Genomic DNA, 26838 nt, shown 5'->3' on the forward strand with positions numbered 1-26838 from the left:
CGAGAGCGACCCCTAACCTCTAGAAAATTCGACCACGTCGCGAGGTGAAGCCGGCTCGAATGGATTGTCAGACAGCATTGCCGCTCAGTAGGCGAACTCAGCGAACACCGGATCGATCTCCCCCCGCCAGGCGCCGTGGTACAGCGCCAGCTTGCGCTCGGCCGCGGTCTCGCCGGCGTGCAGCACCTCCACCAGCGGCTCCAGGAAGCGCGATTCGTCCTGGCCATCGCCGTTCAGGCGCGCGCGGCGGCGCAGTCCGTCCAGCGCGATCTTCACCGACTCGGCGGCCAGGTCCCGCACCGTGCCGTTGCGGAACGGCAGTTTCAGCGCCTGCCTGGGCACGCCGTCGCGCAGCGCGTGGCGTTCGGACAGGCTGAAGTCGTTGACCAGGTCCCAGGCCGCGTCCAGCGCCGCGTCGTCGTACAGCAGACCGACCCAGTACGCCGACAGCGCGCACAGCCGGCCCCAGGGACCGGCATCGGCGCCGCGCATCTCCAGGTATTTCTTCAGCCGCACTTCCGGGAACGCGGTGGTCATGTGGTCGGACCAGTCGCGCAGCGTCGGCAGTGCGCCCGGCAGCGCCGGCAGCCGGCCTTGCATGAAATCGCGGAAGCTCTGCCCGCTGGCATCGACGTAGCCGCCGTCGCGGTAGGAGAAGTACATCGGCACGTCGAGCAGGTAGTCGACGTAGCGCTCGTAGCCGAAGCCGTCCTCGAACACGAAGTCGAGCATGCCGGTGCGGTCGGCGTCGGTATCGGTCCAGATGTGCGAGCGGTAGCTGAGATAGCCGTTGGGCTTGCCCTCGGCGAACGGCGAGTCGGCGAACAACGCGGTGGCGATCGGCTGCAGCGCCAGCGACACGCGGAACTTCTTGATCATGTCCGCTTCGCTGGCGTAGTCCAGGTTGACCTGCACCGTGCAGGTGCGGGTCATCATGTCCAGGCCGAGCGTGCCGACCTTGGGCATGTAGCGCTTCATGATCTGGTAGCGGCCCTTCGGCATCCACGGCATCTGGTCGCGGCGCCACTTGGGCTGGAAGCCCATGCCGAGGAAGCCCAGGCGCAGTTCGTCGGCGACCTGCTTGACCTCATTGAGGTGGCTGCCCACTTCCACGCAGGTGTCGTGGATGGTCTGCAGCGGCGCGCCCGACAGTTCCAGCTGCCCGGCCGGCTCCAGCGTCACCGAGGCGCCGTCGCGCAGTAGCGCGATGGTGCGGCCCCCCTCCTGCACCGGCTCCCAGCCGAAGCGGGTCAAGCCGTTGAGCAGCGCCTCGATGCCGCGCTCGCCATCGAACGCCGGCGGGCGCAGATCGTCCAGGCGGAAGCCGAACTTCTCGTGCTCGGTGCCGATGCGCCACTGCGCTTCGGGCTTTTCTCCGGAGGCCAACACCTCGACCAACGCGCTGCGGTCGGTGATCGGCGTCTCGGCAACGTGACTGGGGCTCGACAAGGGCAGGCTCGCACAGAAGATGGGGCGATGTGGGGACCGCCCGCCGCCATCGCAAGGGCGGCACTATAGCCTGCCGGGTGCGAAGCCCGCATCGCTAACGGCAGTGCCGCAGCATTCCACGATCGGCACGGTCGCCGCCGGCGCGAGTGAGACGCAGCACCGCTGGCAGCGCCGCGCTCGGCTAGGCTACCAACCCGTTCCCGGCCATGCAGGCGTCCGATGCGCCCGACCCATTCCGAACGCCATCGCGGCGATCGCGCAGGCTGGCTGCGCGCCGCGGTGCTCGGCGCCAACGACGGCATCCTCTCGGTGGCCGGCCTGGTGGTCGGCGTGGCCAGCAGCGGCGCTTCCGCGCCGGCGGTGCTGGTCACCGGCGTCGCCGGGTTGGTCGCCGGTGCGATGTCGATGGCGGCGGGCGAATACATCTCGGTGCACTCGCAGGTGGACACCGAACGCGCCGACCTGGCGATCGAACGCCGGGAGCTGCGCGACGACCCGCACAGCGAACTCGACGAACTCACCGCGATCTACCGCCAGCGCGGGCTGGACGCGGCGCTCGCACGCCAGGTCGCCGAGCAGCTGAGCGCCCACGATGCCTTGGCCGCGCATGCGCGCGACGAACTCGGCATCACCGAAACCCTGCGCGCGCGCCCGCTGCAGGCCGCGGCGGCATCGGCCGCCGCGTTCTGCAGCGGCGCAGCGCTGCCGATCCTGGCCGCGCAGCTGGCGCCGGTGGGCACGCAGCCATGGGTGACCGGCGCGGCGGCGCTGGCCGGGCTGTCGCTGACCGGCGCGTTGGCGGCGCGCGCCGGCGGCGCCTCGGGCGGGCGCGGCGCGGCGCGCGTGGTGTTCTGGGGCGCGGCGGCGATGCTCGCCACCGGCGCGGTCGGGCGCCTGTTCGGCGTGCAGGTCTGACGCGCCCACGCATCGCACCGTCGACGGCGATCGGCCGGGCCGCGTTGCGCGCCGGCCGGGCGCAAGGTTCCCGGCAACACCACGACGCCCGGACACCGCGCACGCCGCGCCGCGCTGCTGCTGTAGCATCGCCGGCGATGGCCGACACCACCGCCGCCGAATTCCTGCTGCTCGCGCAACTGGCGACGCTGGTGGATTGCGAACGCGCCGAAGGCTACGCCTGCATCACCGCGCGCCGCGAACACGGCGCGCGCTCGGTCGACATTCCGCGGCCGCAGCTGGCGATCCTGCTGCAGGGCCGCAAGCAGGTGCGCACCGCGACGCAGGCGCTGGAGTTCGCGCCGGGCGACCTGTTCCTGGTGACCCGGTGCTGCCGCATCGACGTGCTCAATGTGCCCGACCCGCACAGCGGCCTGTACCTGAGCGCGCTGATCCCACTGTGCGAGGAAGTGCTGACCGCGGCGCGCATGCTGTGGAACGAAGCGCTGCCCGCGTCCGGCGAGGAACTCGCGCAGCTGCGCGCGATCGAATTCGGCGCCGCGTTGCTGCAGTGGCGCCAGGCGCTGGAGCACGGCCACTACACCGAGGCGCGACTGGCGCTGGCGGCGCTGGTGGTCGCGTTCTGCCGCCGCGGCCATGGCGGATTGCTGCTGCCGCCCGCGCCCAGCGTCGCCGCACAGGTGCGCGCGTTGATCGCGGCCCAACCGCAGCGCGCATGGCGTGCGCGCGATGTCGAGGACAGCCTCGGCCTGAGCGGCGTGACCTTGCGCCGGTACCTGGCCGGCGAGCGCGCATCGCTGCGCGCACTGATCACCGATGCGCGCCTGGCGCATGCGATGGAACTGCTCTACACCACGCGCTGGCCGCTGAAGACGGTGGCCGCGCGCGCCGGCTATCGCTCCACGCGCAGCTTCAGCCAGCGCTTCCGGCAGCGCTACGGCCTGGATCCGGCGAGCATCGGCAACGCCTAGCGCATTTTCGACTCGGGTATTTGCAGCCAGCGCAGTGTTGTGGGAGCGACCTCAGTCGCGAAGGGCTCTACCTGTGAAGTTCGTCGCGACTGATGGCCCGAGGCCACCCGGAGTCGCTCCCACAAGTGGCATCACTTGGACCGAAAGTGCGCTAGGCGCACTGCGGTGAGCGCCGCGCGCAGCCGAATGAGCGAATCGCGCAGCGCCGGCCGCCCAGCATGCAGGCACCGCGGCGACTGCCGCTTCCGCTGGAACGCCCATGCCCGTTTCCGTCTCGCGCCCGCTGGTGCTGCTGGCGCTGTCCGTCTCCGCCGCGCTGTCGCTGCCAGCACCTGCCCAGGCAGCCGCGCCGGCCGCACCTGCCAGCCAAGTCCCCGGCGTCTACCGCCGGCGATCGGCACGCTGCGCGTCACCGCGCTGTTCGACGGCACGGTGCCGTTGCCGCGCGCGCAATTGTCGAACCTGGATGCGGGCGCGATCGCGCGCCTGCTCGACCATCGCTACGTGCCGGAGACCGCGAAGGGGCTGCAGACCGCGGTCAACGCCTACTTGGTCCAGGACGGCACGCACCTGACCCTGGTCGACACCGGCACCGCCGGTTGCTTCGGCCCCGGCCTGGGCCAGGTGCTGGCGAACCTGCGCACGGCCGGCTATGCGCCGACGCAGGTCGACGGCGTGCTGCTGACCCACGCCCACCCGGACCACATGTGCGGCCTGCTCGATGCGCAGGGACAGGCGGCCTATCCCAACGCCACGGTGTGGCTGAGCGCAGTCGATGCCGCGTACTGGCTGGATCCGGCCAGCGAGGCGAGCGCGCCGCCGATGCTGAAATTCGCGTTTGCGCTGGCGCGCACGGCGGCGGCGCCGTACCAGGCCAACGACCGGCTGCGCCGTTTCGGCCCTGGCGAAACGCTGCCCCGCGGCGCGGTGGCGCTGGAGACGCATGGGCATACGCCCGGCCACGTGTCCTGCCGCTTCGACGGCGGCGCTGGCCAGCGCCTGCTGGTGTGGGGCGACCTGGTGCACTACCACGCGGTGCAGTTCGCGCAGCCGCAGGCGTCCTTCGAGACCGACAGCGACCGCGACGCGGCGATCGCGGCGCGCAAAAAGGCGATGGCGCAGGCGGCCGATGGCGGCTGGTGGGTCGCCGGCGCGCACCTGCCGTTCCCGGGCCTGGGCCACGTGCGCTGCGCCGGCGACGCGTTCGCCTGGGTCGCGACCGAGTTCGCGCCGTTCCCGGCGGCGCCCTGAGCAGGCGCACAGCGACACGCGGCAACGCCGAGCGCGGCCCGCCCGGCCTTCATTCAAACGGCGGTTCGCGCGACCGAGCCGCGCCAGCGCGCAGCGCCGATGGCGAATCCGGCGACGCCGCGCCCGCTACGCGGCGGGCGGCTCAGGGTCCAGGCCCAGCCAGCCGCCGACGATGGCGCGCGCTGCGTCCACGCCCTGGCGGGTCTCGCCGGAGAAGGTCTGCACGCCGACCGTGTCGCCGAATGCGCTGGCCAGGTCCTTGCGCACCTGCTGCAACGCCTGCGCCTGCTGGCCGCGGCCGAGCTTGTCGGCCTTGGTCAGCAGCGCGTGCGCCGGCAACCCGCGCTGCACCGCGTAGCCGAGCATCTGCCTGTCGTAGTCCTTCAGCGGATGGCGGATGTCCATCACCACCACCAGGCCGCGCAGGGCCTCGCGGGTGCGGAAATACCTGTCGATGAACGACTGCCAGTGCGCCTGCAGCTCCAGCGGCACCTTGGCGTAGCCGTAGCCGGGCAGGTCGACCAGACAGCGTTCGGGCTGGATCTGGAAGAACACCAACTGCTGGGTGCGGCCGGGGGTCTTGGACACGCGGGCCAGCGCGTTGTGCCGGGTGAGCGCGTTCAGCGCGCTGGATTTGCCGGCGTTGGAGCGACCGGCGAAGGCCACCTCCCAGCCCCCGTCCTCCGGCAACTGCCGGGGATTGTGGGCGGAGAGTAGATACTGGGCACGTTCAATGAGGAGCGACATGGCGCTAGGATCGCACGTCCGCCGGTAAAGGCGGGTTCGTTGACCGGCAGGGCGCGGCGCGCGGATAATCGCGCGAGTGCGGTCGCCGGCCTGGCAGCCGCGGGTCGGGTCATACGGAGCTTCAGCAATGCGCCACGCTCGCGTTCTTGCCTTTGCCGGTCTAGCCGTTTCCGCCGCCGCTGCGGTCGCGTTCGCGCAGACCGCGGTGGTCCCGATTCCCGACAACGCGCCGGTGCGCATCGCGCCGCTGGAAAGCGACGTCGGCAAGGCCGCCTGGGGCGATGCCAAGGCCGGCCAGGCCAAGGCGGCCGCCTGCGCCGCCTGCCACGGCGCCGACGGCAACCCGACGATCGCGATGTACCCGCGCATCGCTGGCCAGAGCGAGCGCTACAGCGCCCGGCAGATGGCGCTGATCGCGCACGGCGAGCGCACCTCCGGCGCGGTCGCGGCGATGCTGCCGTTCGTGCAGCCGCTGAGCGCGCAGGACATGCGCGACATCGGCGCCTACTTCGCCACGCAGAAGGCCGGCGCCGGCATCGCCGACGACGCGGTGGTCGGCGAAGGCCCTTACGCCGGCATGAAATTCTACGAAGTCGGGCAGCAGTTGTACCGCGGCGGCGATGCGGCGCGCGGGATCCCGGCGTGCATGGCCTGCCACGGCCCCACCGGCGCCGGCAATCCCGGCCCCGCGTATCCGCACCTGGGCGGGCAGCACGCCGACTACGTCGCGCGGCGCCTGCAGGAGTACCAGGCCGGCACCACCCAGGAACGCGACCCGGCCCTGTTCAAGATCATGGCGCAAGTGGCCAAGCCGTTGACCGAACAGGAGATCAAGGCCCTGGCCAGCTATCTGCAGGGCCTGCACGATCGCGCCGACGACCCGGGAGCGCAGGCCGCGCCGCCGCAAGCCGCGCCACAGCAGGCGGCGCCTGCGCAACAATCGTGAGCGTACGCCGCGCTCGCGGCGTCGGACCGCTTCCCCCACGCCGGTCGCCACGACCGGCGTTCGTTTTTTGCCATGGAGATCGCATGAACCGTCTGCCCCGCCTGCTGCTGTGCCTGTCGACCCTGCTGCCGCTGAGCGCCTGCGCGCAACCCAAGGCCGCCGCTGCGGTCGAAGGCCAGGACTACACGCTGATCGCCAACCCGCGGCCGTTCGCGCCGCTGGCCGGCAAGATCGAGGTGGTGGAAGTGTTCGGCTACACCTGCTCGCATTGCGCGCACTTCGAGCCGATCCTCGAGGACTGGTCGGCCAAGCAGGCCAAGGACGTGCGCCTGACCTTGGTGCCAGGCGCATTCGGCGGCTTCTGGGACAGCTTCGCCAGCGCCTTCTACGCCGCGCAGGCGCTGGGCGTGCAGGTCCGCAGCCATCGCGCCCTGTTCGATGCCATCCACGAAAAGCGCAGCGTGCCGGTGCAGAACGTCGCGCCGGAGGAACTGGCCGCGTTCTATGCCGCGTACGGGGTCAAGCCGCAAGACTTCGTCGCCGCCTACAAGAGCCCGCAGGTGGCCGCGCAGGTCAAGGCCGCGCGCGACTTCGCCGCGCGTACCGAAATCCCCGGCACCCCGGCGCTGGTGGTCAACGGCAAGTACCTGATCAAGGGCAAGAACTTCCCGGACATGCTACGCATCGCCGACGCGCTGGTCGCCCGCGCGCGCGCGGGCAAGTAAGCCGCCGCCGCCCACCGCAGCACGGCGCTTCATCCAGGCCATGGCATCATGAGCGGGTTGCCTACCGCGCTTCCGGCGCAGTGGGCATTGCCCCCATCCTGCTGGAGATGCCGCCGATGAAGACACGCTTCGCCCTGACCCTGATGGCCCTGCTGCCGATCCTGGTGGCCTGCAAGGCCCAGGACGGCACCGCCGACACCGTCGCCCCGGCCGCCGGCGCGCCCGCCGCGGCAGCGCCCGCAACCGGGCCGAGCGACGCGGCGCCGGCCGCACCCGCCGTCGGCAGCCCCCCCGCCGCCGACGCTGCGATCCCGCCGCCGGCCGAGCGCGCGGCCGCTGCGCCGGTCGCGGCGAAGGCGCCGAACGGTCCGGAGCCGGTCGCCGGCACCGACTATGTCGACATCGCAGGCGGCCAGCCGTTCCAGCCGACCAACGGCAAGATCGAGGTGGCCGAGGTGTTCGGCTACGTGTGCCCGGCCTGCGCGCGCTTCCAATCGCTGATCGGCCCGTGGAAGGCCGGCCTGCCGTCGGACGTGCGCTTCGTGTACGTGCCGGCGATGTTCGGCGGCCCCTGGGACGACTATGCGCGCGCGTTCTACGCCGCCGAGGCGCTGGGCGTGCAGGAGAAGACCCATGGGGCGCTGTACAAGGCGATCCACGTCGACGAGACCCTGAAGGGCGAGCGCGGCAAGGACTCGGTGCAGGACATCGCCGGCTTCTACGCCAAGTACGGCGTGGATCCCAAACAGTTCGCCGACACCATGGGCAGCTTCGCGGTCAGCACCCAGACCAACCGCGCCAAGCAGTTCGCCATGCGCAGCGGCATCACCGGCACGCCGTCGCTGATCATCAACGGCAAGTACCTGGTCAAGGGCAACAGCTACGACGACGTACTGCGCATCGCCGACCACCTGATCGCGCGCGAACGCGCGGCGCTGGCCAAGTAGCGTCCCGCCCGCAACAGACCGTCCCGCCGTGACCGCCCCCGCCACCCGCACGCTGCGCGTGCTCACCGCCAACATCCAGGCCGGCTCCAGCACGCGCCGCTACAGCGACTACGTGACCCGCAGCTGGTCGCACGCACTGCCGGCGGGGCGCAAGCGCAGCAGCCTGGACGCGATCGCGCAGCTGGCCAGCGAACACGACATCGTCGGCCTGCAGGAGAGCGATCCGGGCAGCCTGCGCTCGGGCTTCACCAACCAGACCCACTACCTGGCCGAGCGTGCCGGCTTCAACTACTGGAGCCACCAGCCGAACCGGCGCATGGGCGGCGTGGCCTCCAGCGCCAACGGCCTGCTCAGCCGGCTGGAGCCGGTCGAAGTGCAGGACCACCCGCTGCCCGGCCGGCTCGGCGGGCGCGGCGTGCTGCTGGCCAAGTTCGGCGACGGCGCCGAGGGCCTGGCGATCGCAGTGGCGCACCTGTCGCTGGGCGCCAATTCGCGCGCGGCGCAACTGGCGTTCATCGCCGAACTGCTGGCCGACCATCCCAACGCGGTGCTGATGGGCGACTTCAACTGCGTCGCCGACCGGCCCGAGATGCAGTTCCTGTACAGACGCACCCGGCTGCAACCGCCGGGCTGCGTGGTGCCGACCTTCCCCAGCTGGCGCCCGCAGCGCGCCATCGACCACATCCTGGTCAGCGACGGCCTGCGCTGCAACGCTCAGCGCGCACTGCCCGCCGCGTTCTCCGACCACCTGGCAGTGGCGACCGAGATCGACGTGCCGCAGGCGATGCTGCGCTGAGTGCGCTTCCTGTAGAAGCGGCTCCGGGTGGACCAGCGCATTTTCGACTCGGGTATTTGCAGACAGCGGGGTGTCGATCGAAAGTGCTTTAGAGCCATCAGCCGCGACAGGCAGTACCAGCAAGATCCGTCGCGGCCGAAGTCGCTCCTGCACCCCCGGCTAGAACTTCAGGTCCGCGCGCACGTACAGGTAGCGGCCGCCGGGGACGTCGTACGTGGACGCGTCGTAGCCGTTGAGCGAGCACGACAGGCAGATCGGCGGATCCTTGTCGAACACGTTGTTGACGCCGCCGCTGACGGTCAGGCCCTTCAGCCAATCGAAGCGGTAGCCCAACTGCACGTCGTGGTAGGTAATCGCATCCAGCGTGTTGGTGCCGGCCGTCTGGTCGCTGCACACCGGGAACGCCACCGCGTCGCCGCACTGCTCGGTCAGTTCGGAAATGTGCCGCACCGTCCACGAGGCGTTCCAGCGATTCAACGACCAATCCAGGGTCAGGTTGCTGGTCCACTCCGGGATCGCGCTGTCCACCACTTCCACACCTGGCTCCTGCGGCTGCACCTGGCCGGCGGCGCCGGTGGCGACGTAGCGGGTGACGAAGGTGTTCTGCCAGCCCAGCTTGAAGCGCCCGGCCGCGGTCTCCGGCGAGGTCCAGAACAGGTCCACGTCCCAGCCGTCGGTCTTGATCGACCCCAGGTTGGTCAGGCGGTTGTTGAAGCTGTTGATGCCGCCGGTGGAGGCGCGGGTGATGCCGTCGCAATAGGTCGCATCCAGGGTGTCCACGCACAGGTCGAGCTGGGTCTGCGCGTTGATCGCCTGGATCGCGCCGTTGATGTCGTGGCGGTAGAACGTCACCTCGACGTCGAAGCGGTCCGACCACGGCACGTTGCTGGCGAACCACGGGCTCCACACGAAGCCGGCGCTGACGCTGCGCGCCTTCTCCGGCTCCAGCGCGCGATTGCCGCCGGTGGTCACCGAGATCTGCGAGTTGGCCTGCTGGTAGCCGGCCGGCACGCCGAGCGCGGCGCAGTTGGCGGCGCTGCCGCGCGGCGCGGTGCCGCCCAGGCCGATCGAGCACGGATCGGACAGGGTCAGGTCGGCGCGCGCGGCCGAGCCGTATAGCTCGCCGATGGTCGGCGCGCGGAAGCCTTCGGCATAGCTGGTGCGCAGCACGAAGTCCGGCGACACCTGCCAGCGCAGGCCGTACTTGGGGGTGAACTCGCCGCCGAAGGTGGAGTAGTCGGAGTAGCGCCCGGCCAGGCTCAGGTCCAGTTTCTCGCCCAGCGGCGAGTCGGCGAAGATCGGCACGCTCAGTTCGAGGAAGGCCTCCTTGACGTTGTAGCTGCCTTCGGTCGGCAGCGACGGCACGCCGTTGTAGTGGCCGATCACGGTCAGCGGATCAGGCTGGTACCAGCCTTCGTACTTGCGGTACTCCACGCCGGTGGCGAAGGACACCGCGCCGGCCGGCAGGGTGAACAGGTCGCTGCTGAGGTTGGCGGTGAACTGGGTCAGCTCGTTCTGGCTGCGGTCGTGCACCACCGGCTGGATCCAGCGCAACATCTCCGGGGTGATGCTGCCGGCGCCGCCGAAGATGTTCAGCGGCACGCAGCCGGCCACCGCCGCGCAGGCGGCCGGGTCGCCCAGCGCCAGGTTGATGTTGTAGATGTTGTAGCTGCCGTAGTTGGTCTGCTCGGCCTTGTTCTTGCTGTAGGCGCCGTTGACGTCCCAGAACCAGGTGCGGTCGGCGCTCTCGAAACTGCCGATGAAGCCGGTGCCGACGTACTGGGTGTCCACGCGCTGCTCGAACACGCGCGCGCCGCCTTCCACCGGCCGCCGCCCGATCATGATCAGGTTGCTGGACGAATCCAGGTCGAAGCCGAACGGGTTGTACGGGTTGGCCGCGGAAATGACGATGTTGTCGGCCAGCGGATTGCCGGTGCCGGCATCGGGGCCGAGGAAGATCGGTTCCGGCGCGGCCTGGTTGGTCGACTCGCGTCGGTTGCCGAGCAGCTTCAGGTACCACTGCACGTCGTCGTTGAAGAAGTAGCGGAACTGGCCGAACACGCCCTTGCGCTCGGACGGGGTCAGCAACAGGTTGGAGGCGGCGAAGTTGTAGCGGTCGGCAGTGCTGAAGCAGTGATAGTCGTCGCTGCGCGTGCAGCCGGCGCTGCCGTCGTAGCTCGGGGTGCTGGCGCCGCTGTTCGGGGTCAGGTCCTGCTCGGCGCCGGTGACCGGATCGACGAAGATGAAGCGGCCGTCCGGCGTGGCCGAGCTGCCGAAGCTGAGCCCGGTGCCAGGCACCGGATACAGCGACTGCTTGCGGTCGCGCGCGTAGATCGGATCCTGCTTGGTGTAGTTGGCGCCCAGGAACAGGCTGGTGCGCTCGGTGCTGTGGCCCCAGGCCAGGTCCACGCCCTTGCTGGCGCCGTCGCCCTTGTCGTACTGGCCGTAGTTCAGCGTGACCTGGCCGCCGTCGAAGGTGCGCCGGGTGATGATGTTGACCACGCCGGCGATCGCGTCGGAGCCGTACAGCGACGAGGCGCCGTCCTCCAGCACCTCGATGCGCTCGACGATCGCCAGCGGGATGGTGTTGAGGTCGGTGGCCGCGCCCACGCCGGACGCGGAGGATTCGTTGACCCAGCGCATGCCGTCGACCAGCACCAGGACGCGCTTGGCGCCGAGATGGCGCAGGTCCACCTGCGCGGAACCGGCACCGACGCCGCTGCCGTCGGGCGGGAAACCGAAGTTGCCGGAGGAGTTGAACTTGGTGTTCAACGCCGAGCCGGAGGCGGTCAGCTCCTGCAGCACGTCGCCGATCGAGGTCAGGCCGGTGCGCTCGATGTCGGCGCGGCTGAGCGTCTGCACCGGCACCTGGCCCTCCAGCTCGGCCTTGCGGATGCGCGTGCCGGTGACCTGGACGCTGTCCAGGGTGGTGGCGGACTCGGGGGCAGCGGGCGCGGCCTGCTGGGCGATGGCCAGCGCGGGCGAACCGGCCAGCAAGGACAAGGAAACCGCGAAAACCAAAGGATGGCGGTGCAGGCAATTCATCCGTCTCTCTCTCCAGAAAGGATGTGGGTCGGCCGCTGCGACCCCCTGCACCGCGACGGCGTGGCCTACCTTGTAAACAAAACGTAAACCCTAAGCAAGCAATCGGGCCGGGATTCGGACAGTCCCGGACCGACTGGACGATTTCGTAGACATAGTGGCAGTCCATCCGGACTCGCATCCCGGCCAGCACAAGACAGCGCACGCCAGTCAGGCGATCGCCCGGACATGGCAGAAGCCAGCGGCACGCGGCACGTGCGGTCCGGTTCGGCGACGTGCGGGAGACAGGGACGCGGCGCTCTCGTCGGCAAGGCCGGCGCCGGCGACACGCCGACACCCAGCGCGGCAGTGCGCCGGGGCGCGCGCCGCAACACGTCCTCTCGCAATGCGTGGCGGGCACGGCTCGGTACAGCGCGCATCGGAGCGACACGCATGGCGTCGCTCCGATACGCAGGCGACCGTCTGCACCGCCGCGGCAAGCACGCCTGGCGGCGGCCCTGTCGGGATCCAGCCAGCGCCCACAGCAGCGCCGACATCGCTGCGCGGAGCGCCGCGCGCCACTGCGCAAGCGCCTGCACGGCGCTGCCTGCTGCGTTGCGCCGCAGCGCCCTTGCCGCGGCGATTCATCGGCGTTCGGTATAGTCCCGCGCATGAAATTGCGCACGTTCCTCCTGCTGCTCGCCGCCGCGCTGTGCGGCACCGCTCCTGCCCTCGCCCAGAACCTGGACGCCCAGCGTCCTGCGCTGCGCGCGGCGATCGACGCCGCCGAGCGCGGCCAGTTCGATCCCGCGCAGGCGGCCGCATTCAAGCAGCACCCGCTGTACGGCTGGCTCGAATACGCCAACCTGCGCCGCAACATCGACCGCGTCTCCGATGCGCAGGCGCAGGGCTTCCTGAAGCGCTACGCCGGGCAGCCGGTGGCGGAGAGCTTCCGCGCGCTGTGGCTGCCGGCGCTGGCGCGGCGCCAGGACTGGCCGGCGCTGCTGGCCAACTGGAAGCCCACCGACAACACCGGCCTGCGCTGCGCCCAGCTCAATGCGCGGCAGGCCACCGGCCGTGCCGATGCGCAGTGGATCGACGAGGCGCAGGCGCTGTGGCGCAGCAGCGGCAAGCCGCTGCCGGACGCCTGCGATGCGGTGTTCGCGGTGCTGCAGGCGCGCGGCGGCCTGAGCGATGCGCTGCGCTGGGCGCGTGTGGAAGCGGCCGCCGACGCGCAGCAGCCGGCGGTGATGCGCAGCGCCGCGCGCGGCCTGCCCGCCGCCGAGCTGGCCCTGGCCCACGACTACGCGGCATTCCTGGATGCGGTGCATGCGCGCGCGCGGTCCTGGCCGCAGACCGAGCGCAGCCGCAAGGTGGCGGTGGACGGCCTGGAGAAACTGGCCAAGGCCGATCCGGACGCCGCCGAGCGGCAGTTGCCGCAGTTCGCCCAGGCGCTGCAACTGAGCGCGGCGCAGCGCGGTCAGGTGCTGTACCAGATCGCGTTGTGGACGGTGGCTTCGTACGGGGTGGATTCGGCGCGCCGGCTCAACGCCGTGCCCGACAGCGCCTACGACGAACGCCTGCATGAATGGCGGGCGCGCGAGGCGATGGCGCGCGGCGACTGGCCGGCGGCGCTGGCGGCGATCCGCAAGATGGCGCCGGCGCAGCGCGGCGATTCGCGCTGGCAGTACTTCGAGGCGCGGCTGGCGGAGAAGACCGGCAATGCCGGCGAGGCGCAGCGGCTGTACCGCGAAGCGGCCAAGTCCGCCACCTTCCACGGCTTCATGGCCGCCGACCGGCTCAAGCAAGCGTATGCGCTGTGCCCGTGGGAACCCAACGACAGCGCGCAGGCGCAGGCCGCCGTGGCCCGCGATCCGGCGCTGGTGCGGGCGCTGGAACTGTTCAAGATCGACCGCCCGGCATGGGCGGTGGCGGAATGGAACGACGCGCTGAGCCGCTTCGACGACACCCAGCGGCGCATCGCGGTGGAGGTGGCGCGCGACAACGGCTGGTTCGACCGCGCGGTGTTCGCGCTGGGCAAGCTGCCCAACGAGCAGCGCCTGTACGCGCTGCGCTTCCCGCTGCACCACGACGCCAGCATCCGCCGCGAGGCGGGCAGGAACGCGATCGATCCGGCCTGGGTCGCGGCCGAGATCCGCGCCGAGAGCATCTTCAATCCGAACGCGCGTTCGCCGGCCAATGCGATGGGCCTGATGCAGGTGCTGCCGGCCACCGGCGCCAGCGTCGCGCGCAACCTCGGCCTGACTGGCTACGGCGGCGCCGCCAGCCTGTACGACCCCGACACCAACATCGCCATCGGCACCGCCTACCTGCGCCAACTGCTGAACACCTACGGCCTGCCGTACCTGACCATCGCCGCCTACAACGCCGGTCCCGGCCAGGCGGCGCGCTGGCGAACCCAGCGCCCCGGCCACGATGCCGATTTCTGGATCGAGACGATCAGCTACAAGGAAACCCGCGAGTACGTCGCGCGCGTCCTGGCCTTCAGCGTGATCTACGACTGGCGCCTCAACGGCGACGCGCTGCCGGTCAGCGACCGCATGCTCGGCAAGCTGGACGCGCCGCGCAAGCAGTTCGTGTGTTCGTCCACCGGCGCCAACGCCGGGAACGGACAGTGAGCCATCGCGCAGGCGCGCCGACGCCACGCCCGCGCGCCACGCTGCACGCGTCGGCCTCCGCGAGTCCCGAGTCCCGAGTCCCGAGTCCCGAATGAAGGCCTACCTCGTCGGCGGCGCAGTCCGCGACAGCCTGCTCGGGCTGCCGCCCGGCGACCGCGACTGGGTGGTGGTCGGCGCCACGCCGCAGCAGATGCGCGATTCGGGCTACAAGCAGGTCGGCCGCGATTTCCCGGTGTTCCTGCATCCGCACAGCGGCGAGGAGTACGCGCTGGCGCGCACCGAGCGCAAGTCCGGACGCGGCCACCACGGCTTCGTGGTCCACGCCGATCCGTCGGTGACGCTGGAACAGGACCTGCAGCGCCGCGACTTCACCATCAACGCGATCGCGCGCGACGCAGGCAGTGGCGCGCTGATCGATCCGTACGGCGGCGTGCGCGACATCGGACAGCGTGTGCTGCGCCACGTCGGCCCGGCCTTCGCCGAGGACCCGCTGCGCGTGCTGCGTGCGGCGCGCTTCATGGCGCGGCTGGCCCCGCTCGGTTTCAGCCTCGCGCCGGAGACGCTGGCGCTGATGCGCACGATGGCGGCCAGCGGCGAACTGGACACGCTGGTGCCCGAGCGCGTGTGGCAGGAGCTGCGGCGCAGCCTGGCGGCGGCGCAGCCGTCGGCGTTCCTGCGCACGCTGCGCGAGGCCGGCGCGCTGCACAGCGTGCTGCCGGAGCTGGACGCGCTGTACGGGGTGCCGCAGCGCGCGGAATACCATCCCGAGATCGATACCGGCCGCCACCAGGAACTGGTCAGCGACATGGCCGCGCGGCTGGCGCCGGGCGACGCGCTGGTCGGCTTCGCCGCGCTGACCCACGACCTGGGCAAGGCGCTGACGCCACCCGAGCAATGGCCCAGGCACGTGCTGCACGAGCAGCGTGGCCTGGCGCCGCTGCGCGCGCTGTGCGAACGCCTGAAGCTGCCGCAGGAACACCGCCGGCTGGCCGAGATCGCCTGCCGCGAGCACTTGCACGTGCATCGCCTGGCCGAGCTGCGCGACCGCACCGTGCACGAACTGCTGCAGCGCTGCGACGGCTTTCGCAAGCCCGAACGCATCGCGCAGCTGGCGCGGGTGTGCGAAGCCGACAAGCGCGGCCGCCTCGACAGCGAAGACGCCGACTACCCGCAGGGCCGCGAACTGCAGCGCCTGCACGCCGCCGCGCTGGCGGTCGACGCGCGCGACCTGGCCGCGCAGGGCTTGAGCGGCCCGCAGATCGGCGAGGCGCTGGCGAAGGCGCGGATCAAGGCGATCGCCGCGGCGCGGCAGGACGCGCCGGCCGACGCCCGCTGATCCGCGCGCCGCGTCTGCGCGCAACCGCACCAGGTCGCGGCACTGTCTCCGGAAGATGCTGCGCCGCCTCGGCTAGCGCAGTTCCACCGGGTCCGGCGCCGCTGCAACGCCCCCTTGGCGTCGTCGTTGCCCCCACGCTGGCAATGCCTGCTTCCTCATCGGAAACGCGTCAGGGAGCGCTTGCTGCTCGTTCTAGAGCATTTCCGACTCTGGTATTTGCAGCCAGCGGAGTGTTGTGGGAGCGACTCCGGGCAGCCTCGGGCCATCCGTCGCGAAGGGCTCTACCTGTAAAGCTCGTCGCGACTGAAGGGCACCTCGAACAACTCATATATTTCATTGAATTGAGATGAGCGGCGAAGGCGCCGCTGCCGCGTCCTGCCAGACCGCCTGAGGGCATCGCCGGTCGCTGGATGGCGTCGATGTAGGCGGGAGGCGGCCATTCGGCCGCTTCACCCGATCGCGCGGGCACCATGCCCCGGTGCTGCCGCGCCAACCGCATCCGGTTGTGGCTGGCGACCTTCAACCCGATCACGCCCGTGGCCCGCGCCAAGCCGATGCGGCGCAGGCATTTGCCGCCTTGCTGCGCCAATCGCGCCAACGGGTGTTCGCCGAAGGCGCGATCCTTGGCGAGGCGGTGGTTGCGGCGGTGCTCGGCTGCGTTCAATGGCTTGTTCGCCTGGTCCTTGTGCTGGATGGCGGCCCGATATCCGCGCCGGGCGAGGTCGGCCTCCCGGCTCCGGTCGGCATAGCCACTGTCGACCCACCCCGTGCGGGGGCTGTTGCGGTGGGCCAGCAGTGCCTCGAAGGGTTGGCTGTCGTGCACATTGGCTGCGCTCACCTTGTGTCGGCCGATGAAGCCCAGCGACGATCCGTGTTGGCGTGCGGCTTGTCGCCGTAGAACGCCACGCCATGCTTGCCGGTCCAGCGCGCCTGCACATCCGGCTGCGCCGGCTTGGCATCGCTCCAGTCCTGGCCCACCTCGCCGCCCTGCTTGATCTGCGCGTTCTCTTCGCGCGTGTTGCGCTGGATCGGGGCGGTGACGATGCTCGCATCGATGATCTGCCCGCCGCGCGGCATGAATCCGGCCCGCTGCAACGGCTGGCTCACCGCCGCGCTGATCTCGCCCATCAGCGCTTTTGCCTTTCTTTATGCCTTGAGCCGCTCGCGCCGCACCCAGATCGTCTTGGCGCCAGGCGCCTTGCCGCAGTGTGTTCCAGCCCCAGGAACTGCTGGAAACTGCGCCGATACTGGACCCTGGCGGCCCGGCTTCACGAGCTGGGCACCGTGCACCCGCGCAAGATGGCCGCTCTGGTCGGGCTGGCGCCGTTCAATCGCGATAGCGGCCGCTGGCGCGGCCAACGCCGCATCCAAGGCGCACGCGCCGACGTGCGGCGGGTGCTGTCCATGGCCACCTGGGCCTCGATCCATACAGGCTCCCCGCTGCCGCACACCTACGCCCGCCTGACCGCCGCAGGCAAACCCGCCAAAGTCGCCCTCGTCGCGTGCATGCACACGTACCTGCGATGGCTCAATGCCATCGCTCGCGATCGAGCGCCTGACGACCCTCCTGTCCTCGCTTCTGCATGACAGTTGATTCCTACAGGGAGCGTCGACTGCATCTTCCTTTTCAGCGAATGCGGAAGCCCATCGTCGCCTGCACCGCCTGCTGCCAGCCGGCGTACAGTTCCTCGCGGCGTTCGGCCGGCATGGCCGGCTCGAAGCGGCGGTCCACCGCCCATTGCTGCGCAATCTCGGCGCGGTCCTTCCAGAATCCGGTGGCCAGGCCGGCCAGGTAGGCCGCACCCAGCGCGGTGGTCTCGGCCACCTGTGGGCGCAGCACCGGCACGTCCAGAATGTCGCTCTGGAACTGGGCCATGAAGTCGTTGCTGATCGCGCCGCCGTCGGCGCGCAGTTCCTTCAGTTCGATGCCCGAATCGACCTGCATCGCGGTCAGCACGTCGCGGGTCTGGTAGGCCATCGACTCGATCGCGGCACGCACGAAGTGTTCCTTGGTGGTGCCGCGGGTCAGGCCGAACACGGCGCCGCGGATGTCGCTGCGCCAGTACGGCGCGCCCAGGCCGACGAAGGCCGGCACGAAGTACACCCCGCCGTTGTCGCCGGCACGCTCGGCGTAGGCCTGCGAGTCGCTGGCCTTGCCGAACATGCGCAGGCCGTCGCGCAGCCACTGCACCACCGACCCGGCGACGAAGATCGCCCCTTCCAGTGCGTACTCGACCTTGCCGTCCACGCCCCACGCGATGGTGGTGAGCAGGCCGGTGTTGGAGGCGACCGCCTTCTCGCCGGTGTTCATCAGCATGAAACAGCCGGTGCCGTAGGTGTTCTTGGCCATGCCCGGTTCGAAGCAGGCCTGGCCGAACAGCGCCGCCTGCTGGTCGCCGGCGATGCCGGCGATCGGCACTTCGTGGCCGTAGAAATACTGGCCCTGGGTGGTGCCGTAGATCTCGCTGGAGGATCGCACCTCGGGCAGCATCGAGGCGGGGATGTCGAGCATCTGCAGCAGTTCCTCGTCCCAGCGCAGTTCGTGGATGTTGTACAGCAGCGTGCGCGAGGCGTTGGTGTAGTCGGTGACGTGCACCTTGCCGGCGGTGAGGTTCCAGATCAGCCAGCTGTCGATGGTACCGAACGCCAGTTCGCCGCGCTGCGCGCGTTCGCGCGCGCCCTCGACGTGGTCGAGGATCCACTTGACCTTGGTGCCGGAGAAATACGCGTCGATCAACAGGCCGGTCTTGGCCCGCACCATGTCCTCGTGGCCGGCCGCCTTGAGCTGCTCGCAGATGTCTTTGGTCTGCCGCGACTGCCAGACGATGGCGTTGTAGATCGGCTGCCCGGTGGCGCGGTCCCACACCACCGCGGTCTCGCGCTGGTTGGTGATGCCGATGCCGGCGATCGCGCTGGCGTCCACCTGCTGGTTGTTGAGCAGCTCGGTGATCGTGGTGTAGACGCTGGTCATGATCTCGCGCGGGTTGTGCTCCACCCAGCCCGGCTGCGGGAAGATCTGCCCGAACTCGCGCTGCGCCATGCCGACGATGTGGCCCTTGCGGTCGAACAGGATCGCGCGCGAACTGGTGGTGCCCTGGTCGATGGCCAAGATGAATTGCTTTTCCATCGGTGACTCCTGCGGGGTCGTGGGGGGCGCGCCGCGGCGGCGCCCGGAATGGTGGGAGCGTGCCGGCGGCGCCGGCACCGGTTGGCGCGCGCCGGCTCAGGCCCGGCGCGAGGCCGCTTCTTCCTCGAGCGCTTTCACCCGCGCCGGCAGGAACGGATAGATCAGCAGCTGATAGGCGCCGCCGCCGACCACGCCGCCGATCAGCGGGCCGACGATCGGGATCCACCAGTAGCTGTTGGCCGACGGCAGCGCCGAGGAGCCCCAGCCGGCGAAGTAGGCGAACAGGCGCGGCCCGAAATCGCGCGCCGGATTGATCGCCCACGCTTCCAGGTAGCCCATCGAGGCGCCGATGGTCGCCACCAGCAGGCCGATGATCAACGCACCGGAATTGGCGGTGGGCGCGGCCTCGTTGTAGCGCTCGGTGATGGCGAAGATGCCGAAGATCAGGAACGCGGTCAGGATCACCTGGTCGCGCAGCGCGTGCATCGGCGTGATCGCCAGGCCCGGCGCGGTGAAGAACACGCCGGCCGCGCCGCCCGCCTCGCGGGTCAGCTGGTGCGCCTGGTTGTAGTGGTCGATCACCGGCGCGAACAGCAGGTAGACGATGCCGGCGCCGAGGAACGCGCCGACCACCTGCGCCGCCCAGTACGGCAGCACCTTGTTCCAGGCGAAGCCGCGGAACACCGCCAGCGCCAGTGTCACCGCCGGGTTGGCGTGGGTGCCGGAGACCGAGCCGGTGACGTAGATCGCGATCGTCACCCCCAGGCCCCAGGCGATGCACACGCCCCAGTAGGCGTTCTGGTACGGACTGGGGTCGTACAGCACGTACATGCACGCCACCGAGCAGCCGAAGGCGATAATGATCAGCATCGCCACCGCCTCGGAAATCAGTTCGCCGAGCAGTTGCCGGTTCATGCGCGCTGCTCCCGCACTGCTGTCGTCGTCTTGCCGGTCGTGCCGGTCGTGCCGGTCGTCGTCTTGCACATGCCTGCCACCCTCCACGGTCGTTCCCAGGTTCGCGCGCGGCGGCGGTTGCCGATGCGCGCGGCGATTGCGCACGCACGGCCGGCGCCCGCAACGGGCACGCCGGCCGCGGTGCTTGCCTCATGCGGGCGCGGCGGCCACCGCGGCCGGCGCCTGCTGCAGATAGTCGATCAGGCGCTGGCGGCCGGCGGCGTCGATGCGCAGACCGAGCTTGCTGCGGCGCCACAGCAGGTCGTCGGCCTGGGTCACCCATTCGTGCGCACGCAGGTAGTCCACTTCCGCCTGGTAAAGGTCGGCGCCGAAGTGTTCGCCCAGTTGCTGCAGCGAGGCCGCATCGCCCAGCAACTGCACCGCGCGGGTGCCGTAGTTGCGCGCCAGCCGCGTGGCGGTCGCCTCGGCCAGCCACGGCCGCGCCGCACGCAGTTCCTGCGCCAGCGCGCGGATGTCGCGGCGCTCGCCGCCGGGCAGCGGCGCGCCGCGCGCGGTCCACGCCGGCGCCTTGCGCCCGGCATGCGCGACCAGTCGGTCCACCGCCTCCTCGGCCAGCTTGCGGTAGGTGGTGAGCTTGCCGCCGAACACGTTGAGCAACGCCGCGCCGTCGTCCGCGTCCAGTTCCAGCAGGTAGTCGCGGGTGACCTCGGCGGCATTGTCCTCCTCGTCGTCGAGCAGCGGGCGCACGCCGCTGTAGCTCCACGCCACGTCGCTGGGCGCGATCTGCTTGAGGAAGTAGCGGTTGGCCGCCTCGCACAGGTAGCGCGTCTCCTCGGCATCGATCTTCGGTGCGGACGGATCGGCGCGGTAGTCCACGTCGGTGGTGCCGATCAAGGTGAAGTCGTGCTCGTAGGGAATCGCGAACACGATACGCCGGTCGGGCTGCTGGAAGATGTAGGCATGGTCGTGCTCGAACAGCCGCGGCACCACGATGTGGCTGCCCTTGACCAGGCGCAGCGCGTGGTCGTGGCCGACCTGCGCCACGTCGTCCAGGAACTGCACCGCCCATGGCCCGGCGGCATTGACCAGCGCGCGCGCCTGCAGCTCCTGGCGGCGGCCGTCGGCGTGCTGCAGCGCCACCTGCCATACGCCGCCGACGCGGCGCGCGGCGACGCAACGGGTGCGGGTCAGGATCCGCGCCCCGCGCTGCGCCGCGTCCATCGCATTGAGCGCCACCAGCCGCGCGTCCTGCACCCAGGCGTCGGAATAGACGAAGCCGGTGCGGAATTCCTCGCGCAACGGCGCGCCGACTGGATCCGAGCGCAGCGCCATGCGCCTGGAACCCGGCAGGGTGCGGCGGCCGCGGCCCAGATGGTCGTACAGGAACAGGCCGGTGCGGATCATCCACGCCGGGCGCAGATGTGGCTGGTGCGGCATCAGGAAGCGCAGCGGCCAGATGATGTGCGGGGCCAGGCGCAGCAGCACTTCGCGCTCGGCCAGCGCCTTGCCGACCAGAGCGAACTCGTATTGCTCCAGGTAGCGCAGCCCGCCGTGGATCAGCTTGGTGCTGGCGCTGGAGGTATGCGAGGCGAGGTCGTCGCGCTCGCACAGGCACACCGACAGGCCACGGCCCACCGCATCGCGGGCGATGCCCACGCCGTTGATGCCGCCACCGACCACCAGCACATCGTAGATCTCGCGCATTGCCTGACTCCAGAAGCGTCGTGTCCCCGGGCGGCAAGCGCCTGGATCAACGACGAAGCACAAAACGATCGTAGACGAATAATTTCGAACATATCACGCCGCAATGCAGCATGGCGCCGATGCGAGCCGGTGGAACGCGAGGAATTCAGGGGCCGGAATCGGCCGATCCCCGCCGCCTGCGAGCCCATGGGCCGATAAATGGCAGAGTCGAACGGCCACAATAACGAAATAATAAGAACATAAACGCACACGAAATGCCGGCTCGCCGATACGCAGCACGGCCGCGACCTTGCCGGCAACGCTCAGGGCGTGCGGACGCGGCTCAGTCGGGATCGGCGTGGCTGCCGGCCACTCTGTGCGCCTTGGCCTCGCCGCGATCGTCGCCCTCGGCGACGAATACGCGGGTGCCGGCGGCGGCCAGCACCGCGGCCAGCTCCGGCGGCGGCGCGCGATCGGTGAACCAGGCCTGGACCCGCGCGATCGGCCCCAGCCGGACCATGGCGTTGCGGCCGAGCTTGCTGTGGTCGGCAGCCAGGAACACCTGCCGCGAGTGCTCGATGATCGCCTGCGCCACCCGCACCTCGTGGAAATCGAAATCCAGCAAGGTGCCGTCCGGATCGATGCCGGAGATGCCGATCACCCCGAAATCCACCTTGAACTGGCGGATCAGCTCGAGCGTGGCCTCGCCGGTCACGCCCTGGTCGCGGCCACGCACGCGCCCGCCGGCCACCGTCACCTCGCAGCTCGGGTTGGCGCTCATCATCACCGCCACGTTGAGGTTGTTGGTGATCACCCGCAACCCGCTGTGCCCCATCAGCGCGCGCGCCACGTCCTCGTTGGTGGTGCCGATGTTGATGAACAACGAGGCGTCGTCGGGGATGTGCTGCGCCAGCAGCGTGGCGATGCGCCGCTTCTCCTGCGCCTGCAGCGACTTGCGCGCGGCGTAGGCCAGGTTTTCCACGCTCGACGGCAGGCTGACCCCGCCGTGGTAGCGGCGCAGCAGGCCGGCCTCGCACAGCAGCGCCAGGTCGCGGCGGATGGTCTGCGGGGTCACCTCGAAACGCGTGGCCAGCCCTTCCACCTCGGCATAGCCCTGCTGCCGCACCGACGCGACCAGTTGCTCCTGGCGCGGATTGAGCGCGGGCGCCGCGCTCGGCTTTGGGATCGTGTTGTCCATGCGTCGATGATGGCGCATGCCGGCGCGGCATGCACGGCCGGCTGCCGCCGCATGCCGCCGTCCGGCATGCGGCAGCCGCGCCGAGCGGCAGGGGCTCAGAAGATCTGTACCCAGCTGAGCGATCCCGGCAAAGGAACGGCACCGGCGATCGGCGAATCGTGCCCGTAGATCCGCGTTCCGTTCCACACCGCGTTCTGCTCGGCCAGCAAGCGCACGCCCGCGGCGAACTCGGCCAAGCCGGTGCCGCAGGTCGAGATATAGACGGCCGCAGGATATTGGCCTGCCTGCATGGTTTCCTGGATCAGCACCAGGAACCAGGACGGATCGATATCGAGCGTATCGTCCGCGTTGCCGATGTGCGTCGCGTTGCCATGCGCGATGACCACGATGACCGCGGTATGGTCCAGGCCCTGGCCGCCGGCTTGCACCTGCGCCCAGTTGTAGCGTGCGGTGGCCGCGGGCCAACCCGGCGCGAGCGGGATGGCCAGGATATCGGCGTCGGTGCTCATTTCGAAAACGATGGTCATGTCATTCCTCTTGGGGTCGAGTGGAGGCCGCATCGGCGGATGCGCTTCCAACAAGACGTGGCGGCGTACGCGTTGTGAACGCTTGCGCCGCAGCGGCCGGCCGCTGCGACTAGACTGTGCAGTTGCCGGCGCGTCGGCGCCGCATCACCGGACCGGCCATGATCAACAACGACGTATTGCGCTCCATCCGCTACATGCTCGACCTGAGCGACCAGAAAATCGTGGAGATCGCACAGCTCGCCGATCCCGCCTTGCCGATCGACAAGTCGCAGGTGCCCGCCTACCTGAAGAAGGAAGACGAGGACGGCTTCGTCGAATGCAGCGACCAGGTCCTGGCGCACGTCCTCGACGGACTGGTGGTCCATTCCCGCGGCCGCGACGAGCGACTGCCGGCGCGCGCGGTGGAGACCCGGGTCACCAACAACGTGGTGCTGAAGAAGCTTCGCGTGGCGTTCCAGCTCAAGGACGTGGATATGCACCAGATCTTCGACGCGGCCGGCTTCCCGGTTTCCAAGCCGGAGCTATCGGCGCTGTTCCGGCAGCCGGAGCACAAGAATTTCCGCCTGTGCGGCGACCAGCTGCTGCGCAACTTCCTCAAGGGGCTGACCTTGCGGATCCGCGCGGCGGCCTGAGTCGCTGCCCCGAGCGCGCACGGCGCGGGCGCGATCCGCGCACGCAGCCGAGCGCACCCAGCGCGATGTGCAAGCGACGGCCGATGCCGAACAGGCGCGTGCGCGGCGGCTGGGTCGATCCCGTGCAGGCGGCGGTCAGCGGATCCGGTAGACCCGCGCCTTCGGCAGGTCTTCGTCGACCTGCAGGAACCAGCGCCCGGCGATGCCGGGCACGACCTTGATCGCCGGCGAGGCCAGCGCGGTGCGCAGGGTCATGCTGCCCTTGAGCACCTTCCACTGCTGGCCGTTGTCCAGCACGAACACCGTGCCCGGCGCCCAGCCGCCGACTTCGCCCTGCACGCGGGCGCTGACCGGACCGTCGTCCAGGCCGACCATCATGTCCTGCTCTGCCGCAACGCCGCCGGCCGCGGCGGCCGGAACCGTCGCCGCCGGCCGCGCCGGAGCCTGCGCCGCGCCGCGGGCATCGGCCGCGCGCAGCAGGCGATTGAGCGTGGCCAGCTGCGCCGGCGTCAGCCCGGCCTCGCGCAGCTGCTCGACGCTCAGCCGCCGCTCGATCTCCACATACTCGGACTGCGCCAGCGCCGCTGGTGCCGCCAGGGCGCATGCCAGCGCCAGTGCCATGTTTTTCATCGTTCGGTCCTGCCGCGTCGCCGATTAAGAGGGCCGCGTGCCGCTGGGGCCGCCGCCATGGCGAGTCTGGGTCAATCCGTTGACAGCGGGATGACGTGCGCACATGCACTGCATCCCGGCCGCGCCGCGCACGCTGCCGCGCGACACCGCAAGCGTGTACGCCGAGCGCCGCGATTCGGTCTACGATGCGCGGGTTCGCCCCACGGCAGGCGCCGCCGACAGCACTGGCGCCGCCCGCCGCCCCTGGTCACGAGGTCCCCATGAAACTAGAGGTGCTGTTCGACCGATTGCACACCCTGCCGACCATCCCCAAGGTGGCGCAGGACCTGATCCTGCAATTCGACAACCCCAAGACCAGCCTGGACAGCGTGGCCCGCAATATCGAGTTGGATCCGGTGATCGCGGCCAAAGTGCTGCGCCTGGCCAACTCGGCGCGCTTCCGCGGCATGCGCGACTCGACCAGCGTGGAGGACGCGGCGCTGCGCCTGGGCTTCAACACCTTGCGCACGCTGGTGCTGGCCTCGGCGATGACCGGCGCGTTCCATGCGCCCAGCCATTTCGACCTGCGCGGGTTCTGGCTGCACAGCTTCGAGGTCGCCGGCGTCTGCCGGCTGCTGGCCAGGCAGAAGGGCCTGGATCCGGAAACCGCCTTCACCTGCGGCATGATGCACAACATCGGCGAGCTGCTGATCCAGACCGGCGCGCCCGACTACGCGGCGCGGCTGCATGCGGATGCGTCCTCCAGCGGCCGTGCCGCCGAGGAGACGGTGCAGCTGGGTTTCGGCTATCCGGAGGTCGGCGCCGAACTGGCGCGGCGCTGGCACCTGCCGCAGGTGATCCAGACCGCGATCGCCTACCAGGCACGGCCGCTGCAGGCCCCGGGAACCGAGCCGATGCCGCGCCTGGTGGCGCAGGCGGCGCTGGTCGCCGATGCGCTGGAGCGCCATGGCGGCGCGACGGCGGACGCGCGGCAGGCGGTCAGCGGGCCGCTGCTGGAGGACGTGGACCTGGACGCGCTGTTCGCCACGCTGCCGGAGGTGATCGAGGCCGACCGCGCCTTCACCGTGCTGCTGCGCTAGGCGCTGTTCGCCGCGTCTGCCGCGACGTTGCAGGTGGCGATCTTGAGCGTCTTCATCGCATGCGCCGTTGAACCGGCCATCCCCCTGCCCCAGCCAGGCTTGGCGCATGGTGAAACCCGCAGGCGCCGCATGACCCCGCTCGACAAGCTGTTGCGCTGCGAACCGGTGATCGACGGCACGCCCTATAGGCCGACCATGGACCCGTACGGCCGGAAACTCACAGAGAAGGGCCGCCGCCAGGGGCTGCAGCTACGCTGGAGCACGCTGCTCGGCGGCAACGCCGCATTGGCCAGCGCAGTGGGCCTGGCTCGCCGCCATTCCCGGGAAACGAGCCGGCGCACGTGCGCCGGCAGCGACGACGCCAGCGTAGACTGCGCGCTGCCTCCCACGCACCGCGCCGATCCACGTCATGCATTTCGCCTCCCTGCGCACCGCCGCCAAGCTCGCCGCCATGGTCCTGGTCAGCGTGCCGCTCATGCCGCTGCAATGGCTGCTGATGCGCTTTGCCCACGGCCGCGCCGCCTTCGTGCTGCCGCGGCTGTGGTTCGCCTGCCTGCGCAAGGCGTTGGGCATCCGCGTGGACCTGGTGGGCGCACCGCGCCGTGGCGGCGGCACGCTGTTCGTCGGCAACCACATCTCGCATTTCGACATCGTGGTGCTGGGCAGCCTGCTGCGCGCGCGCTTCATCGCCAAGAACGACATGGAGCGCTGGCCGGGCATGCGCCGCATCGGCGCCCTGGCCCAGACCCTGTTCATCAGCCGTCGCCGGCTCGACGCGGCCAGCGTGGCGGCCACGGTCGCCGCGCAGATCCGCCCCGACCACGACCTGGTGCTGTTCGCCGAGGGCACCACCTCTTGCGGCGAGCGGGTCGCCCCGTTCAAGTCCAGCCTGTTCTCGCTGTTCCTTGGCACGGCCGCGCATGCCCAGCCCTGGACGCTGCAACCCTTCACCCTGGACCTGCTGGCGGTGGACGGCCGCCCGCTGACGCACGGCGGCGAGCGCGATGCCTACGCATTCTACGGCGCGATGCACGCCGGCGCCCACGTCGCGCGCTTCCTTCGCCTGTCCGGCGCCGTGGTCCGGGTGACCTTCCACGCCCCGCTCGCGCCGGCCCCCGGCGGCGACCGCAAGGCGCTCGCCGCGCAGCTGCACGGCATCGTGGCGGCGGCGCTGGGTACGCAGGCCGGCGGCGCGCGCTAGAGCATTTTCGACTCGGGTATTTGCAGCCACCCGGAGTCGCTTCCACAAGTGGCATCACTTGGATCGAAAGTGCTCTAGGCCGGCGCCGCCCGCCCGTGCCGCC

Annotated in this window: 23 protein-coding genes and 2 pseudogenes; 13 read left to right on the plus strand and 12 right to left on the minus strand. The window is 70.4% G+C overall.

All coding sequences use genetic code 11. From position 1 onward, the window contains the following. Nucleotides 1-84: 84 nt before the first annotated feature. Nucleotides 85-1449, minus strand: coding sequence for a glutamate--cysteine ligase (locus G4Q83_RS19370; RefSeq protein WP_128420481.1), 1365 nt, complete (start codon nt 1447-1449; stop codon nt 85-87). A gap of 219 nt (nt 1450-1668) precedes the next feature. On the opposite strand from G4Q83_RS19370, the gene G4Q83_RS19375 reads away from it, so the two are divergent. From G4Q83_RS19375 to G4Q83_RS19385, 3 genes and pseudogenes are all read left to right on the plus strand, one after another. Beyond that, on the plus strand, nt 1669-2364 hold the full coding sequence (locus G4Q83_RS19375) for a VIT1/CCC1 transporter family protein (RefSeq protein ID WP_128420480.1): 696 nt from the start codon (nt 1669-1671) through the stop codon (nt 2362-2364). A 137-nt stretch (nt 2365-2501) separates the two neighbouring features. After that, nucleotides 2502-3335, plus strand: a complete 834-nt coding sequence (locus tag G4Q83_RS19380) for a helix-turn-helix transcriptional regulator (protein WP_128420479.1) — start codon at nt 2502-2504, stop codon at nt 3333-3335. A 259-nt stretch (nt 3336-3594) separates the two neighbouring features. Continuing rightward, nucleotides 3595-4586 (plus strand): annotated as a pseudogene (locus G4Q83_RS19385) (MBL fold metallo-hydrolase). A 126-nt stretch (nt 4587-4712) separates the two neighbouring features. On the opposite strand, the gene yihA reads toward G4Q83_RS19385, so the two are convergent. Next, entirely contained in the window at nt 4713-5333 is a 621-nt protein-coding gene (gene yihA, locus G4Q83_RS19390; RefSeq protein ID WP_128420478.1) for a ribosome biogenesis GTP-binding protein YihA/YsxC, read from the minus strand. Between the two features lie 127 nt (nt 5334-5460). Between yihA and G4Q83_RS19395 the strand changes: the two genes are divergently transcribed. The 4 genes from G4Q83_RS19395 (at nt 5461) to G4Q83_RS19410 (ending at nt 8747) form a co-directional block, all read left to right on the plus strand. Next, complete coding sequence (locus tag G4Q83_RS19395) at nt 5461-6279, plus strand: c-type cytochrome (RefSeq protein WP_128420477.1); 819 nt, start codon at nt 5461-5463, stop codon at nt 6277-6279. Nucleotides 6280-6362: 83 nt separating this feature from the next. Continuing rightward, nucleotides 6363-7004: a thiol:disulfide interchange protein DsbA/DsbL gene (locus G4Q83_RS19400; RefSeq protein ID WP_128420476.1), complete on the plus strand. Its 642-nt coding sequence runs from the start codon at nt 6363-6365 to the stop codon at nt 7002-7004. A gap of 116 nt (nt 7005-7120) precedes the next feature. Further along, entirely contained in the window at nt 7121-7951 is an 831-nt protein-coding gene (locus tag G4Q83_RS19405; protein WP_128420475.1) for a thiol:disulfide interchange protein DsbA/DsbL, read from the plus strand. Nucleotides 7952-7979: 28 nt separating this feature from the next. Continuing rightward, on the plus strand, nt 7980-8747 hold the full coding sequence (locus tag G4Q83_RS19410; protein WP_128420474.1) for an endonuclease/exonuclease/phosphatase family protein: 768 nt from the start codon (nt 7980-7982) through the stop codon (nt 8745-8747). Between the two features lie 159 nt (nt 8748-8906). On the opposite strand, the gene G4Q83_RS19415 is transcribed toward G4Q83_RS19410, so the two are convergent. Then, nucleotides 8907-11792 carry a TonB-dependent receptor gene (locus tag G4Q83_RS19415; RefSeq protein WP_128420473.1) on the minus strand — a complete coding sequence of 962 codons (2886 nt, stop codon included), beginning with the start codon at nt 11790-11792 and terminating at the stop codon, nt 8907-8909. 647 nt (nt 11793-12439) lie between these two features. Between G4Q83_RS19415 and G4Q83_RS19420 the strand changes: the two genes are divergently transcribed. Beyond that, nucleotides 12440-14407, plus strand: coding sequence for a transglycosylase SLT domain-containing protein (locus tag G4Q83_RS19420; RefSeq protein WP_128420472.1), 1968 nt, complete (start codon nt 12440-12442; stop codon nt 14405-14407). Nucleotides 14408-14498: 91 nt separating this feature from the next. Beyond that, a complete protein-coding gene (locus G4Q83_RS19425) occupies nt 14499-15743 on the plus strand; it encodes a multifunctional CCA addition/repair protein (protein ID WP_128420471.1) in 1245 nt (414 codons plus the stop codon). 169 nt (nt 15744-15912) lie between these two features. On the opposite strand, the gene G4Q83_RS19430 is transcribed toward G4Q83_RS19425, so the two are convergent. Next, on the minus strand, nt 15913-16581 hold the full coding sequence (locus tag G4Q83_RS19430; protein ID WP_185817267.1) for a transposase: 669 nt from the start codon (nt 16579-16581) through the stop codon (nt 15913-15915). Next, complete coding sequence (locus G4Q83_RS19435; RefSeq protein ID WP_158255024.1) at nt 16578-16871, minus strand: hypothetical protein; 294 nt, start codon at nt 16869-16871, stop codon at nt 16578-16580. The genes G4Q83_RS19430 and G4Q83_RS19435 overlap by 4 nt, the downstream gene beginning before the upstream one ends. Before the next feature lie 123 nt (nt 16872-16994). Here G4Q83_RS19435 and G4Q83_RS19440 point away from each other — a divergent pair. Then, a pseudogene (locus G4Q83_RS19440) lies at nt 16995-17330 on the plus strand (transposase); the annotation flags it as partial. A 40-nt stretch (nt 17331-17370) separates the two neighbouring features. Here G4Q83_RS19440 and glpK read toward each other — a convergent pair. From glpK to G4Q83_RS19465, 5 genes are all read right to left on the minus strand, one after another. Then, nucleotides 17371-18870, minus strand: coding sequence for a glycerol kinase GlpK (gene glpK, locus G4Q83_RS19445; protein WP_128420468.1), 1500 nt, complete (start codon nt 18868-18870; stop codon nt 17371-17373). 96 nt (nt 18871-18966) lie between these two features. Further along, nucleotides 18967-19785 (minus strand): MIP/aquaporin family protein, encoded by an 819-nt coding sequence (locus tag G4Q83_RS19450; protein ID WP_128420467.1) that lies wholly within the window; start codon nt 19783-19785, stop codon nt 18967-18969. A gap of 189 nt (nt 19786-19974) precedes the next feature. Then, on the minus strand, nt 19975-21489 hold the full coding sequence (gene glpD / locus G4Q83_RS19455) for a glycerol-3-phosphate dehydrogenase (protein ID WP_128420466.1): 1515 nt from the start codon (nt 21487-21489) through the stop codon (nt 19975-19977). Nucleotides 21490-21811: 322 nt separating this feature from the next. Then, on the minus strand, nt 21812-22684 hold the full coding sequence (locus G4Q83_RS19460) for a DeoR/GlpR family DNA-binding transcription regulator (RefSeq protein WP_185817268.1): 873 nt from the start codon (nt 22682-22684) through the stop codon (nt 21812-21814). Nucleotides 22685-22761: 77 nt separating this feature from the next. Beyond that, entirely contained in the window at nt 22762-23175 is a 414-nt protein-coding gene (locus G4Q83_RS19465) for a hypothetical protein (RefSeq protein WP_211288306.1), read from the minus strand. 176 nt (nt 23176-23351) lie between these two features. On the opposite strand from G4Q83_RS19465, the gene G4Q83_RS19470 reads away from it, so the two are divergent. Next, nucleotides 23352-23825, plus strand: coding sequence for a YehS family protein (locus G4Q83_RS19470; RefSeq protein WP_128420464.1), 474 nt, complete (start codon nt 23352-23354; stop codon nt 23823-23825). Between the two features lie 135 nt (nt 23826-23960). Here the strand turns inward: G4Q83_RS19470 and G4Q83_RS19475 are convergent, their stop codons facing one another. Further along, on the minus strand, nt 23961-24455 hold the full coding sequence (locus G4Q83_RS19475) for a hypothetical protein (protein ID WP_128420463.1): 495 nt from the start codon (nt 24453-24455) through the stop codon (nt 23961-23963). 260 nt (nt 24456-24715) lie between these two features. Here G4Q83_RS19475 and G4Q83_RS19480 point away from each other — a divergent pair, with 260 nt between their 5' ends. Continuing rightward, nucleotides 24716-25534 (plus strand): HDOD domain-containing protein, encoded by an 819-nt coding sequence (locus G4Q83_RS19480; protein WP_128420462.1) that lies wholly within the window; start codon nt 24716-24718, stop codon nt 25532-25534. Here the strand turns inward: G4Q83_RS19480 and G4Q83_RS19485 are convergent. After that, the gene (locus G4Q83_RS19485; protein WP_128420461.1) at nt 25531-25713 is read right to left on the minus strand and encodes a hypothetical protein; all 183 of its coding nucleotides are present in this window, start codon (nt 25711-25713) and stop codon (nt 25531-25533) included. The genes G4Q83_RS19480 and G4Q83_RS19485 overlap by 4 nt on opposite strands. Nucleotides 25714-25943: 230 nt before the next feature. On the opposite strand from G4Q83_RS19485, the gene G4Q83_RS19490 reads away from it, so the two are divergent. Then, on the plus strand, nt 25944-26735 hold the full coding sequence (locus tag G4Q83_RS19490) for a lysophospholipid acyltransferase family protein (RefSeq protein ID WP_128420460.1): 792 nt from the start codon (nt 25944-25946) through the stop codon (nt 26733-26735). Nucleotides 26736-26838: the final 103 nt, after the last annotated feature.

The sequence above is a fragment of the Xanthomonas theicola genome (genome assembly GCF_014236795.1).
Classification (GTDB): Bacteria; Pseudomonadota; Gammaproteobacteria; order Xanthomonadales; family Xanthomonadaceae; genus Xanthomonas_A; species Xanthomonas_A theicola.

What these genes read in the sequence shown, in the direction of transcription:
- G4Q83_RS19375 (WP_128420480.1), top strand. Translation starts at nt 1,669, where the DNA reads ATGCGCCCGACCCATTCCGAACGCCATCGCGGCGATCGCGCAGGCTGG.
- G4Q83_RS19380 (WP_128420479.1), top strand. Translation starts at nt 2,502, where the DNA reads ATGGCCGACACCACCGCCGCCGAATTCCTGCTGCTCGCGCAACTGGCG.
- yihA (WP_128420478.1), bottom strand. Translation starts at nt 5,333, where the DNA reads ATGTCGCTCCTCATTGAACGTGCCCAGTATCTACTCTCCGCCCACAAT.
- G4Q83_RS19395 (WP_128420477.1), top strand. Translation starts at nt 5,461, where the DNA reads ATGCGCCACGCTCGCGTTCTTGCCTTTGCCGGTCTAGCCGTTTCCGCC.
- G4Q83_RS19400 (WP_128420476.1), top strand. Translation starts at nt 6,363, where the DNA reads ATGAACCGTCTGCCCCGCCTGCTGCTGTGCCTGTCGACCCTGCTGCCG.
- G4Q83_RS19405 (WP_128420475.1), top strand. Translation starts at nt 7,121, where the DNA reads ATGAAGACACGCTTCGCCCTGACCCTGATGGCCCTGCTGCCGATCCTG.
- G4Q83_RS19415 (WP_128420473.1), bottom strand. Translation starts at nt 11,792, where the DNA reads ATGAATTGCCTGCACCGCCATCCTTTGGTTTTCGCGGTTTCCTTGTCC.
- G4Q83_RS19420 (WP_128420472.1), top strand. Translation starts at nt 12,440, where the DNA reads ATGAAATTGCGCACGTTCCTCCTGCTGCTCGCCGCCGCGCTGTGCGGC.
- G4Q83_RS19425 (WP_128420471.1), top strand. Translation starts at nt 14,499, where the DNA reads ATGAAGGCCTACCTCGTCGGCGGCGCAGTCCGCGACAGCCTGCTCGGG.
- G4Q83_RS19435 (WP_158255024.1), bottom strand. Translation starts at nt 16,871, where the DNA reads ATGGGCGAGATCAGCGCGGCGGTGAGCCAGCCGTTGCAGCGGGCCGGA.
- glpK (WP_128420468.1), bottom strand. Translation starts at nt 18,870, where the DNA reads ATGGAAAAGCAATTCATCTTGGCCATCGACCAGGGCACCACCAGTTCG.
- G4Q83_RS19450 (WP_128420467.1), bottom strand. Translation starts at nt 19,785, where the DNA reads ATGAACCGGCAACTGCTCGGCGAACTGATTTCCGAGGCGGTGGCGATG.
- glpD (WP_128420466.1), bottom strand. Translation starts at nt 21,489, where the DNA reads ATGCGCGAGATCTACGATGTGCTGGTGGTCGGTGGCGGCATCAACGGC.
- G4Q83_RS19460 (WP_185817268.1), bottom strand. Translation starts at nt 22,684, where the DNA reads ATGCGCCATCATCGACGCATGGACAACACGATCCCAAAGCCGAGCGCG.
- G4Q83_RS19465 (WP_211288306.1), bottom strand. Translation starts at nt 23,175, where the DNA reads ATGAGCACCGACGCCGATATCCTGGCCATCCCGCTCGCGCCGGGTTGG.
- G4Q83_RS19470 (WP_128420464.1), top strand. Translation starts at nt 23,352, where the DNA reads ATGATCAACAACGACGTATTGCGCTCCATCCGCTACATGCTCGACCTG.
- G4Q83_RS19475 (WP_128420463.1), bottom strand. Translation starts at nt 24,455, where the DNA reads ATGAAAAACATGGCACTGGCGCTGGCATGCGCCCTGGCGGCACCAGCG.
- G4Q83_RS19480 (WP_128420462.1), top strand. Translation starts at nt 24,716, where the DNA reads ATGAAACTAGAGGTGCTGTTCGACCGATTGCACACCCTGCCGACCATC.
- G4Q83_RS19490 (WP_128420460.1), top strand. Translation starts at nt 25,944, where the DNA reads ATGCATTTCGCCTCCCTGCGCACCGCCGCCAAGCTCGCCGCCATGGTC.